This is a genomic window from Flavimaricola marinus, from assembly GCF_900184895.1.
Classification (GTDB): domain Bacteria; phylum Pseudomonadota; class Alphaproteobacteria; order Rhodobacterales; family Rhodobacteraceae; genus Flavimaricola; species Flavimaricola marinus.
On record NZ_FXZK01000005.1, the window covers coordinates 97184 to 110686 of the forward strand.

A 13503-nucleotide genomic window follows, 5' to 3' on the forward strand; every position below is an offset into this window, starting at 1 on the left:
CAACCCAACGCCGCAAGATGCGCCGAAGTTCCCGGCAATGACAATGACAGGTCCCGCCATTGCCGTTGCCTTGGCGGTCTGGGCCTTAGTGGGCACTGAAAAAGTGAATAAGCGCTTCTGTCGACCAGCAATTTCCAGCACGCTCAAATGCACCGACGCAGCACTTCCACGTCCCTCGGCAGAGCGCGTAGAACCGGCGTCAGGGTCGATTGCAAAGTGCATTTCCACTTCAGCGAAGAACTCGCTTGAGACATTCCGGGTCGCCCGGCGAGCTACCTCGTCACCTGATGCAATCAACCGGTGCCGGCGTCAGCGGTTCGGTCTTAGGCTACGGCGGAGAAGTCCCAATGCCCGGCCTTTAGGCGGGATCGCAAATCACATTCCGGCATTGGCATGCCAAGGCCGTATCCCTGAAGAAAGTGACAGCCCATTTGCTTCAGCAATCGCACGTGATCAGCCGTCTCGACGCCTTCCGCAATGATATCAATGCCATGCATCCGGCCAATGTCGATGATGGACTTCACAAGGATACCCTGCTTTTCACCTAGCACCAGTGGCCCAATAAGCTGCTGGTCGATCTTCAAGCGATCCGGCTGAAGCTGCAACATGCCGACAATTGATGCATGCCCGGTCCCAAAGTCATCGATCTCGATCTCAATTCCCTTGCTTCGGATGGCGGCAATATTAGACGTAATGATCGGGTTCGGCGTATCCAGAAAAACCGTTTCCAAGAGTTCGAAAGCAATTTGTCCGGGCTTGATATTCAACTCCTCCAGATGTTGGGGCAGCTGAGGGTCCGCGATCCTGCGCGCCGAGATATTCACAGATACCCGTGGCACCGGCAGGCCCATAGCCTTCCAGTTCTCTTGATCAGCAATAACCTGGCTCAAGACTTTCTGATCAATCCTGTTCACCACGCCCAGCTCTTCTGCGAGGCCCAGAAATTTCGAAGGAAGTTCGATCGTCCCATCGGGACGCCGCCAACGGACAAGTGCCTCTACGCCACTTAGCCGCAACGATCCGCTCTCGAACTGCGGTTGATAAACGCAAAAGAATTCATCCCGCTCAAGGCCACCGAGGACCGCGTCGGCCAGCACCCTTTTGGTCTTCAGGGCAATGCGCATATCCTCGGAGAAAAACACGCAGCGCCCACGGCCGCTGCTTTTGGCCTCGTAGAGTGCCATATCGGCATTCTCGAACACCTCTTGAGACGACTTTGATCGCAGCCGACCAAGAGCCACCCCGATCGACGCGCCAATTCGGCAATCTTGACCATTCGCCTGAAAGGGAACATGCAGCTCTGCCACAATCAATTCTGCGATCTGGACAAGAAGCTCGCGTCGCGGAGCGGTCTCAAAGAACACGACGAATTCGTCTCCCCCGATGCGAGCAACCGTCGCCGTCTTTGGCACGATACCGTTCATCACACCCGCGACGTGACGCAACACCGCGTCACCGGTTACATGCCCCAAGGTATCGTTGATCTGTTTGAACCGATCCAGGTCAAGGTGCATGACCGCGAATTGATGATCCGGGCCAAACGGCTTGCGCAATTGCTCGTCCAGATAGCGGCGGTTGGGCAGATCGGTCAGCGCATCGTGCAAAGCGTTGTATTCCATTTCCGCGCGGGCCCGCTCGAGTTCATCGTTGCGCTCTCGTGCCAAGGCATGGGCCTGACGAAGTTCGTCGGCTGCCTCAACATCGGCCGTCACGTCCCAACTCACGCCGATAAGAGAACGACGGCCATCCTCATCAAACACATCGGTGGTGCGCGCCCGGATATGCCGAACCGTCCCGTCAGGCCGGATAATGCGGTAATCATCGAGAAACTCGATCTCGCCGGCAACGACGTCCCGGGTCTGAGAGAGAACACGTTGCTTATCATCAGGATGAAGCGCTGCCTCCCATTTTTCGATCGGGATATGGCCGGGTAACAGGTCGTGACCGAAAATCTGCATCATTCGTGCATCCCAGACCATCTGGCGCGTCGAGAGGTCGACGTCCCAGATCCCAACCTGTGTCGCCTCGATAGCAAGCTCGAGGCGGCGTGACATGCGGTGGATCTTTTCGGTTGAAGCCTTGATCTCCGTGATGTCGGTATCGATCCCGATAATTCGCGACGCACGCCCCTGATCATCGCGCGAGATGACCCTTCCCCGCGACAGAATCGAAATCCAATGCCCCTGACAGTGCTTCTCGCGATATTCCAGCAATACGACGTCGGATTTGCCGTTGGTGGCTGCCTCGATCTGCTCGGCCAGAGCGGCGCGATCGTCAGGGTGAGTTCTCTCAACGAGCGCCTCGTAACTTTCGTCAAAGGTATCGTCGGGGCCAAAGCCGCGCATTGCCCGCCACGTCTGCGAGACATAGCGCGTCCCGGCGATCTCGTCATTGTCCCACAAGCCAAGCTGGCCGTATTCCGCTGCGATGAGCCAGCGTTGTTCGAGATGGGCCATCTGGCGGGTATATTCCTCGGCCGAATGCGACGCGGTAATGTCCGCATCGGTCCCCGCTATCCTTACGGCAGCGCCGTTTGCGTCCCACTCTACGACGGCCCCTTTGCAAAGAATCGTCATCCAATGGCCATCGACATGTCGTTCGCGATAGATGACGGGAACGAAATCAGCCTGACCTTGGTGCAATTTGCGCAGGTAGACCGACAAGGCCGGCCGGTCCTCGGGGTGGATTCGCTCGTTCCAGTCAGCGTAAAAAGTAGCAACTGGCGCGTCGACTGCGACACCGCGCATGGTGCGCCAGACTTCCGACGCAAGAAACTCGCCAGAGACGAGATCGTCTTCCCAATAGGCGTGCGACAGCTGCGACAGAATTCGGTGCGCAGAGCTACGGCTTTGGGCGTCAATTCGGTTGATGTTATCCTCTGGGCGGTTCGAAATCGCCGAGCCGGGAAGCGCGCGCAGCAGGAAGCCATTCGGCATGTCGTTGAGCGCAGTCAACACTGAGATTCTGGCGACCATTCTGAGCCGGGTCAGCGGCACATCGACGAAGCCGCAAGTCAGATTATCGACACTAATGTTCGAGAGCGACGTATCTTCATCATCCAAGCGTGATGGAAGGGCCGTTATTGAGCGACCTTGGTGCGCCGCGCAGAACTCGACAAGTCGCTTGCGCGCTTCGGGTCCGTCGATGAAATCCAAGATAGTCTGGCCAATAGGGGAGATATCGGCAAATCGGCTTTCAAGGCCGGGAGTTGCTTGTCGGAAGATCAGCTGTTCATCCAGCACAGCCCCGTCGATTGTGAGTGCGTCCAAAATCTGATCGGCGTCACCCTCAAGAGCGACGTATCTTGGTGTCTTCACTCGACTTTCTCCGACGTCATACATATCGCCTTTCGGGCTAAAGGAGAATTCTTAAGATTTCAGCATTATTGCTTAGGTTCAAGTTGATCTAGTTTACTTGAATCAGCCTTGGCGATGTCTTGATCCCGTTGAACTAGGTCGCGGCGAAGCATGGCTATTGCGAGCTACAGCCGAATTCCGCCCTCGAATAGGGCTCAGCTCGAGCAGTTCCTGTTTCAACTCCGTCCGCCCGATCTTGCCTCTTCCGGCAACCCAAACAGGAACGCGCTTCTCACGAAGCAGGTCCAGAACTGCGAGGCTGCGAGCAAGCTGATCAATATTAGCCGCGAGATTACCGACCCTTGCTTGAACTTCGAGGCGACGCAGCTCATCAATACCGCGGATCAACTCGAGCATGTCAGGGCGTGTCATGGGCCGGTCGCCAGCCGATGCGATATCTTGGCCGATGCTGTGGACGTCTACAGCCGCTCCATGTGCATAAGCCGTGATGGCGATCTCCTGTTGCTCAAGGCTAACACCATCTCCACCTGCGGCGGCGAATGAAGGACGCGGCTCCACTGATTTGCGATGGCTGCGACGGGGCATGTCGCCTCCCCTCTGATCACGGCACAACTTAGGCAGTCCCAAAATTGGAGAACCAGCTCTGGCTGGGAAACGAGAGAAGCCCGAAGTGATCGGCAAGACGTGGCAGATTCAGCCTAGGAAATAGGCCCCGTTGCCACCTCTTGGCACGGCCAACGGCTACGTGCCGGAACTAATGCTTTTCGATGAACAAATTACACTCCTTATGTTGAGACATAAGGTTATCAATTCCAGACGTGACATCCACTCGCCAACAAGTACCTGTGGTTTCCTGCTCTATTTGAACAACACGATCGTGGAAGTGCTGGCCGCGTGAGGGCTCCCACGGTCGAAGCGCAATCTCCCCGGAAACGCAGGGCTTAGATACGTTGAGCAATGCGTCACTCTGTAGCTTGCTGTGATCGTCTCCGTTCCGAGGGTTCCAAGTCAGTTTCAGAGACGCGATTGTGACGCCCGTCTGCCGAAGCGCACGAAGGAACTCACCGAGTTTTTCACGGTTGCGATGTTGTGCGCCGATCCAGGGGTCTTGGATGGCAAGAGAAACCGTCTGCCCACTCAGCTCCTGAAATACCGACGCAATATTCCTTGACTGCCCGGCCCGAAAACGGTGAACGACCAGCCGATCGAGAAGCTTTGCAAACTGCTCCGATTTCGGAGCCTTCAAGACGGCTTGAACATGTTTGGCGATCCACAAAGACTGTAAATCGTTCACACCGTGTCGTCGGAAACAAATGCCGTTCCCGAGGCCGGCCAGCAAGCCTTGCCTTGGCTCAGCGTCAAACAGCTCTTCATTCGTAATGCCGCCGAACAACGTCAAACGCGGGGCTTCCATAAGCTTGCTTTGAGGCATCTGGACGATGATAAGCTTGCCGGAGTCTTCAGCTGGCCTAAGCATCTCGGCGATCTGCTTATCTGTTCCAGTTGGGCTGTCCTGATCGTCTTCAGGAATGACAAGCCACGCACGACGTTCGCCATCATTCTCCAGCCAATCGCGTAGGGCTCGGGCACTTCCCAAGGACGCTTCGGGGTCCTCTGCTCCCCAAATCGAAGACCCAACTGCGATCATCTGTTTGTGACCCTTCAAAACAGGTCCGAGAGCAATTCCGAGCGGCGCCATGCAGGGAACGGCATTCTCTGGCACATGTTTCGGTCGCGCTATCGATCGCGCCACAACTCGCTCAAGCCATGTGCGCGACAGATGCCGGTCCATGCGGTCCCACCAAATCTGATTGGAATAGTCATTCAGACAGTGGACGCAGGTCGTTTGACAGTCCTTCTCACAATCGAGCTTGTTGATTGCTTCGAGAAGTAGAAGGCGAGCAGAAAAGCGACTCTCTTCAACAAGCCTCCGAGCGTAGCCAGCACCTCCAGGCGTGGCGTCTGCCAAAATAACGTCGAAACCACCAGTGGGGGCCAGCTCAAATGTGGCGCGAAGGTCCCTGGGATCGGTTCCGAGCATATCCGCTGCTGCGAGCCGAATTGCTTCGGCCGCACCACGCAGGACATCTTCTTGCCAGGCACGTTGATCCACCGATGACGATGGAGGGTCGATCGGGACGGCTATCCGTATCAGCCTGATATCTGTCGAATAAGTGTGAGCGAGATCCGTCGCTCCTTTCAGTTCTTCGACCGGGCATTGGTCTCCGGTCCGAGGATCGTGATGCTTGGATGCCACCGGCCCGAACCCGAAATAGTTCCGGGCCGCGGGTTCAGCGTGTTCGCATCTGGGGCAGCGCATGTAGCCTGCCCCGTTCGGACCACGATTAACCACGATCATCTGACCTTCCGGATGATCCGCACTTCCAATCGCCGACGCGAAAAAAGTGCTCACGTCGCGGACATCAGTCGCGCCCATGAGACTGGATGGTGCCTTTGTAAGCAGACGGGCTTCGTCGACGGCGCGCGGTCGCAATCTGGACGAGCCCGGCTCGCCACCAGCACGATCCTTATAGTTCGTCAAAAAGCCAACCGGTTCCACGAAGCGCCGCGGAGCGTCCAGACTACCGTCGCAAGAGGGACAAGTCTGAAGAGTTTCTCCTTCTTTGGGAAGGCGCTCGACGTTTCGGCAATGTTTGCAAATCTGGAGACGGCCTTCGTCCATCCAGACGTCGTTCGCGCTATGCGAACTGCGTCGGGAGATACCGGCGCTGGTCCACACCCTGCCTGCTGCGATCGTCTCCGCCCCAGGCGCAAACTCAGAGATCGCAAGCGACGCGTCTCGCGCAAGTTCGATATCATCGCTCCCGCGCCCATGGCCACGATCCCGGACGACCTCCAGACTCAACGAGCTCACCGGGAAACTATAGGTCGGTATGATACCGAGCCTCGAGAGGCTTTCGGTCAAAAGGCGATTGAGGAAGAGCTGTTTCTCTCGTCCAGCCCGATACACCCGCCCATTGGCCTTTTGTTTTTCATCCTCGCTTTCCGCAGACGCAGCCTGCTCCTCAGCTTTTTGAGAGCGGTCGTCAATCATTTGCCAACGGCCACAAACATCGTCCAGCCAACGCGACAGGGCCTCATCTTTCACATGCCTGATCAGCTCCGCGCCTTGGAGAGCAACACCGTTGGGCAATCCCGTAGCCATGGCTTCCGCCTTTGTCAGCGAACTTTCTCCATCCTCCGACTGCAACCAGATGGCGAAGTCTTCCAGTAGGCTTTTGTGGGCAGCGCCGTCCAGTCGCTCCCCCAGCACGTCGCGAAGTCTCGGAGAGCCCGAACGTGAACTGTTAGCCAAGCGTTGCGCAAACCATCCCGCGAGAACGCAGGACACCTGATGGCGGTGGAAAAAACGCGGGTTCTCGAGGTTTATGTACGGAACGTTAGGCAACGCCTTCAGGTAATCGTCAAATCGACGAAAAGATGCCTGGTCGTATCGACTGCCTCTGGCGATCGTGAGCGCAATAGGCGCAACTTGAGCGCGTCGGCCAGCGCGCCCCGCGCGCTGCTGGTAGTTTGCAATCCCTGGCGGGACATTCCGACAGATAACCGCTTCGAGGTCACCTAAATCGACGCCCATTTCCATGGTTGTCGTGCAGCTGAGGACATTTACATCGCCAGTTCTGAAATTACCTTCGATTTCGTTCCGAAGCGCAGATCCGATTGCCGCAGTATGCTCACGGGAGATCGCGGCCCCCGGTTGGGTGAGCCACCGTCGCACGTAATAACTCCGCGTCACGTTCGCGTCTTCTCCGGGGGCCGGCAGCTTGGACACCGACCCTTCGCATCTGTTGGCCAGACAGACGCCACCCAAGTCAAAAGAAGCAATCCGGCCGCAAGAGTTGCAACGAAACCGTTCTGAGTGCTCGCCGAGCTTGATCTTGTCGAGGTCGATGACCATCGCCAAGTTGCCCTTCTTCAACACACCGGTACGTGGTCGAACCATTTCGTTCCAACACGCTTCCGCAACGATATCCGCGTCTTCTCGCGACAATCCGAGCCGGTCGCACAACACCCAGATCAACCGGGTCTTATCACGCGGCCTCGTCGGCAGGACTCGGCGTATTCGAGAAGCGTTGCTTTCTTTTCGAAGTTCCCAAGAGATACGCTCCGATCCCAGCCCTCGTCCCCAAACTGCTTCATCACCGAGATCCAGGCGGCCATCCAAATCGGAGATCGCCCGGCTCTGTCGCATCATCATCAAAGTCAGATGTATCACACCGGAGACGTAGGCGCTCAAATGCGGCTTACCGTCGTCGTCCAGACTTCGGGACACGCGACGCTCAATCTTGTCCAAGCCATCGTGCTGGACTGAGAGCAGGCCGTACGCTTCGAGCGAATCCCGACCACGTCCACCGAGTGTAATTTCCGCTGTCACAAGGGCCGTCATCCGGTCCTTCAGCTCCGTTCCAGAGAGCGGGGCCGATTGATCGCCTCTGTCGAAAATCCGAAATCGATGCTTCTTGAGACGTGCACTCACTTCCGACGAGAGGTTGGTGATCGACAGATCTTCTTCGGAACGAACAGCATCTATGATAGCCCCGCGGACCGACTCGACCCTTGAAATTCGTTCGAGGAACGGAGCAAAGAAGGCGGCGTCCTGTCGGTTGTCAGAGAAAGCGAGCAGTGAACGACCCTGCATCGGCGCGTCGGAGTCGAGTTTGGGGGGCAGTGCCTCGAGCAGCGTTTGCGTGGCCATAGCCGAAGTGGACTCGTCACCTGCGTAGATCGTCGTCAGAGGTTCGGCAAAAGCACCCTTCTTCGCCCCACATGCCAAGCAGGCTTTCACGTATTTCTTTCGGTCGTGGTCGTCATCAACGCACTCGGCGACTTGGAGCGAGATGATCCCCTCTCCCGGATCGTCTTCGATCGAGCCGGTTCGCGGATCAATGAGGACGAATTCCGTTTCTTGGTCTTCGTCCTCTTCTTCGTCCAAAGCTGCTGGCGCAGTGCCGATCAAACGGAGCACGGTCCGTTCGCCCTTGTTGTTGCGAGGTGGAAGAGCGGCCATTCGGATCCCATCTTCCCACGCTTCGATGTAAGGTTCCCCACACGTCCTGCATACGAGTAGCGGAAAGGCAGCTGGGGTGTCGCCGGTGGCGTCTCGCCCCCCTTTTCCTGCAAGCACCCGTCTCCATCTCTCCGGCGCATCCGCGGATAGTTCCACCAATGCTCCCTCGATCGTGGTCGCGGCAATATGGTAGCGGGCTGGAAGAAGGGGAAACCCACCCCCTTCTCGTGGCACCGCGAGAACCGCGACATTGACGAGCGCAATCAGTGCTCGCTCAGCCAGCTCCTGTTCCGCGCCGTCGAATATGATCCCGGCCAACTGTTCGAGCAACATCAAGCCGCTCGCCTTGTTATGGAGCGCTGTGGCAACCTGACGGACCTCGGTCAGGGTCGAAAGAGCCGTTAACAGCGCGTCGCCGAGATCATCGCCTTCGAGAGGTAAGTAGGCGCCCAGCTCCTCGTTCCAGTTTTCAATATGAAAGCGCTCTTCTTCAGGGGAAAGGCCGCCTTCTTTACGCAGACGCGCCAACCCTTCGCCGAGCGAAACCCAGTCTTCCGGGGGCAGCGAATTTGTCGTCAGGTCATTGCGCAAGCGCGGATGGAGTTCGCGCTCACCGGTGATGACCGCAGCGTCGCCAGCTCCGAACGGCTCGTTGAAAAGATCCGAAGCGAACTTCGCCAAGTCGTCCTTTCGCTCTGGGTCCAAACTCGCTGACGTCCCGACGCACCTGAGGGTCCCGGTCGACATGCCGATATTGGCTTTCAATTTTCGAAGTAGAAATGCAACTTCGATCGCTTGGGCCCCGGCGTAGGTGTGCAATTCGTCCAGAACGAGCCAGCGGAGATCGGCGTCTTTCAGTAGCGCTCGATTGCGAGGCAACAGCAACACATGCTCAAGCATAGCGTAGTTCGTTATAAGAATGTCCGGTGGCGTCTCCAGCATTTCCGAGCGGGAAAGCAGCCATCCGGAAGGCGCTTTTTGCGCGCCGGGGAAGGCGTCCTCAAAACTGGGCGATGACAGGATTTCGCGCTCGATCTCCGAACGGGTTGCACCGGGAGTGGTCTGCCCCGTGAAGCGCCCGGGCGTAATCTTAGGATCGTCAAGTTCGTTGAAAAGCAACCGCGCGATACGGAACATCTGGTCGGTGGCCAGCGCGTTCAGGGGGTAAACGAGGATCGCCTTAATCCCAGGCTTGCCGATACCGTGGCGCATGATGTCGTCGATCAATGGGAACAGAAAGGATTCCGTTTTGCCCGAGCCCGTTCCCGTGGCGACGATATAGTTTTCATCGCGGCCAATTGCAGCTTGCTGGTGGCGATGCAGCGGCCGTCTCCACAGTTCAGGCGCTTTTGTTAACATTCCTTGCCACTTCTCGGACAATTGCTTCTCCGCGACCAGCTGTTCGATCGAAGCTCCCTTCTCAAAATCAGGCAGGCTTTCCACGAAAGGACCCCTTATGAGAGTCTCCCCGTCAATCATCTTGCTGATGGCCTCACCCAGCGCAGGCGCGACGACCGGCGAGACGGCGGCAGCGGCAGTCGTAAAGCTTCGAATTTGCGCCTCGAGCGTTCTGCGGAATTGGAGTGGGTCCAACTCTGTCGCGCCGATTTCTCCGCCTACATGATCTTTCACGGCCTGCTCCTTTTTTCGATCTCGGCAGCGATCAGATGGAAGATGAAGATTTCTCTCCCCAACCGTATCATTTCACCAACTGACGCGAGAATTTTACCTTTGCTAAGTCCAGTCTTTTTGGAAGCCCTCTCTATTAAGGCTTCGACGGCTTCGGCACCCTCGCGGCTACGAACCGCAAATGTTGCAAGAGCCTTTTCGATCAGGTGGACAGACGTATCGTTTTCATTTTCCGTGCTCAGACACCGATCCAATATGATTGGTTCTTGTAGCGCGAAAGACGTGCGATTCATCTCTGCACTTCTGAGCGACATCCGCGCCTCAGCCTCGCCTGCACCAAGGATTTCGTGGGTTTCGATGCGATCACGCAAGAGATTCAGGCCTGTCCAGGCATGGTCAGGTCCCAGCGCGTCTTTGGCGAGCCATTCACTCGGCTTCTCGGCCATTGTAGAGAAGATTACCGGCAAACTACTTGGCCGGAAGTTGCGAAGCTTTTCTCCGGCCATATCTGCCTGCCTCGCATTCGGAAACGCGAGCATAGCCATCGGGCTAAGATCCAAATCACGCAGCCGACGAGAGGATGCGTCGGCGATCACTCTCAAGATACGATCCGCACCATTGGAACTGGAGAACCCATGAAATTTGATTGAAGGGGCGGCGAACAGTGTCGGAATTTCCTGAATGACGTGCAGCATCGGCAGCCAGTCAGGTTCATTCTCTTGAAGTGACAGCAAAAGCAGTCTCTCGGTGCCACCAGGCAAAAGGGAGACCTGATCGACAAGAGTCGACCAGCGATGTTGCAGAGCCTTCCCGAGACCCCCGTCCCATACTTCGGGTGCGTAACATCTTGAGAGCCAGTCCTCTAGCTCATTGAGGGCAGATCCAGTAGCCTCAACCGCAGTCCCAGCTATCAATGGAAAGGCGTAAACATCATCTCTTGCGTTGCTGAGTTGGGTCCAATCTTGCTCTCCGACGCTACGCACCTTGAGGGTAATCAAGTTCAGTCCAGTCAAAGGCGCGCCATTAAGTTCTATTTCCACTTTCCTCCCATGCACCTTGGGATCAAGCAGCCAAAACTGACATGAAAGGGCAGCTGGAAGTCGATCAAAGCTCACTTCACTCTGATCTCTGTGACCATCCTCCGTTTGGAGCGTCACCATGATCCCGCCGACATTGAACGGCATCTCGAACGAAATACGAGTGCCACCGGACCAAGTTCGGATGGTAACATCCGAAGGCATCGACGCGCTCTCCACGGTCGCGATCAGAGTTGGCGCACCCGTTTCGGACACGTGCACGATGTCTCCGCCGTCCAGAATGGCGATCGGTATCGCGTAGGTTGGTCTTTCTCGGAATGGATTTACAATCGTTCGGGAGCCGATCCTTAGAACCGCGCGCTCGTCGGGAGATGTCAGCACAAGGGCATCGCTCTTGGTCGCCGACCCTTTGACGATGACACCGCCGAGTCTCCACGGCATCACCGTTCCATCAACGCGTTCCAAAACGCCGGACAGGAGTTTAGCGCGAAGAGCAAACAGGCTGAGATGCCCGCCAATTTCAAAAGCAATTCGCCCCTCTACATATCCTCCACCACGTTCGAGACACAGGAAACCAGCGTCGTCACGCACCACGTGCCTTGCCTCGGCGTCGATGAAGTTTCGCGGTGGGTCCTCAGACCGGATGAGCACGCCTTCCATCGCTCGGAAACCAGGCCAGACGATCAGTTTTCGCTTGAAGCGCGTCAGGACGCGTTCGGTCGAGTCAGCGTTCGTGCGGAGCAGCGTGAGCGAAAGCGCTTCCGGGTCGCCATTGGGAGCCAAGCAGGCAGCTTCAACGATCGCAGCTACGGTCACTGTCGCGATCCCGCGCCCATCGACTTCGATTTCCATATCCATCGAGCCGCCTGGCGTTTCGACACGGACGAAGGCGCGGCGCTGTTTACCGTCAGTATGTCCGGCAAGCAATTCACTGCAGCCAAAATCGAGTTCCACTTCGGCTTCAGGCCCCCAAAGGTTCGGACCTCCCAAGCCCTTAGCAACAGGTTGGCCATAAATCGAGATTTGCGGCCGACGCACACCGTAAAGCGTCCAATGTTTTGAGCCTCGCGCCAGAACTACCTTACCCGACCGAAGATCGACGTTGGCGCTGTAGAGATCAGGCGCCGTTTCCCGGCTCGGTTCGCCGTCTACAGAAAAGCTTTCCCTTGAAACCACGATGGCGGTTGCAACCACTCCGCTGAACCGTGTTTCCTCGTCGACGACCCGGGATGTCAGTTCGACCTGGCGACCCGTGTTGCTGTCGAACACGACAAAATCCGTGTTCTGAAACAAGCGGATGCACCCTGGTCTGCTTCCTTGCCAAGTGACTTCGGCGGGAAGCGGAAATGGCAGAGGCCAAAGACGCCCAGCGCGAACCCTATGCAACTGACCGTCAAGAAATATCTTGTATCGCTGCTCTTGACCGGGGATGGACAATTGTGGCCGCCCGTCTTCCCAGACAAGGCGAGGAACAGGAGCGATCCGGGTCGCTGGGCCGTTCGAGCCGTCAAATACCTTCTGCAACTGTTCGCCGAAAAGTTTCAGATAGGTAGATTTTTCCTGCAGCGCATTCTGATCCCGACGCCAGTCGACATAGGCTGATGCCATCCAAGCAGAATGATCCATTAAGATGGGGCGTTGCAGCACGTGCACGCCTGCATCCAAGAAGTGAAGCGCATCATCCTCCCAGCGATTCAACAAAACGATGTCATCTTGATCGGGCAATCCGATCGAGCGTTCCTGAGCAATGAAAACTCTCGACAGGTGGTGCAATTGGGAGCGCGATACGCCCGCGTGAATCTGGAAAGCCTGAACAGAACGGTCAAATCCGTCGGATGCCAGACCGAGTTTTTGGCAAGCCCGCAGAAAAGCTTTACTGATAAGTTTGCGCTCTTCCGGGAGCTTCAATGTCCTACCCAAAGTCTCCTCGACCAAAGGCCAAACCTTGGCATTGCCATCTTCGCCATAATGTTCGGACAGCGTTGCGCAAATTGCCCAACTTACCGCATATCCAAATTTCTGCATCAAGACATCAAGTCGCCAATCCGACAGCGCGTGAAACGCATCCCTGGCTTCTGGCAATTTCTCAACGGCAAGTGCAAGGCCGAGAAATGGCGAGGCGCCGGTTTCAAGCTGGGACCGCTTCACCATGAAATCCAAAAAACTGAGTTTCTTTTGAGCGTCCCGTGAAGAACAATCCAAAGTCGCCTGCGTCAATTATCGCGCCCCATGTATTTCTAATTGCTGTTTCGTTCTCGAAAGGCATACCAGCTGACAACATTCGTAGTGCGGCCTGCAAAATCCTAAATGGCGAATGCTATACTACTCTGATCCTATGGTTGTCCTTACGGGTCGATTTTGTCAACAGAATGGCATGCTTGAGCTAAAGCGCGGTTCGGTAAGGTGGGTGCCATCCTCGCCCGAGAGTTGCGAAGCAACTTGAGCCTCCCCCTTTGATTAGAAACCGAAGGACCACGTTAAAGGGGGAAGC

4 protein-coding genes are annotated in these 13503 nt (G+C 56.5%); 1 reads left to right on the top strand and 3 read right to left on the bottom strand.

Annotated features, from left to right (window positions below):
* Positions 1 to 323 precede the first annotated feature (323 nt).
* Positions 324 to 3317 carry a sensor domain-containing protein gene (locus LOM8899_RS13635; protein WP_168770547.1) on the bottom strand — a complete coding sequence of 998 codons (2994 nt, stop codon included), beginning with the start codon at positions 3315 to 3317 and terminating at the stop codon, positions 324 to 326.
* 150 nt (positions 3318 to 3467) lie between these two features.
* On the opposite strand from LOM8899_RS13635, the gene LOM8899_RS13640 reads away from it, so the two are divergent.
* Entirely contained in the window at positions 3468 to 3860 is a 393-nt protein-coding gene (locus LOM8899_RS13640) for a hypothetical protein (protein ID WP_093992788.1), read from the top strand.
* A gap of 211 nt (positions 3861 to 4071) precedes the next feature.
* Here LOM8899_RS13640 and LOM8899_RS13645 read toward each other — a convergent pair whose 3' ends face one another.
* Together LOM8899_RS13645 and LOM8899_RS13650 are read right to left on the bottom strand one after the other, a co-directional pair.
* On the bottom strand, positions 4072 to 9978 hold the full coding sequence (locus tag LOM8899_RS13645) for a DEAD/DEAH box helicase family protein (protein ID WP_093992789.1): 5907 nt from the start codon (positions 9976 to 9978) through the stop codon (positions 4072 to 4074).
* A complete protein-coding gene (locus LOM8899_RS13650) occupies positions 9975 to 13229 on the bottom strand; it encodes a hypothetical protein (protein WP_133065034.1) in 3255 nt (1084 codons plus the stop codon). Before LOM8899_RS13650 ends, LOM8899_RS13645 begins: the two co-directional genes overlap by 4 nt.
* Positions 13230 to 13503: the final 274 nt, after the last annotated feature.

Coding starts and splice junctions, on each gene's coding strand:
- LOM8899_RS13640 (WP_093992788.1), top strand. CDS start 3,468: ATGGCTATTGCGAGCTACAGCCGAATTCCGCCCTCGAATAGGGCTCAG.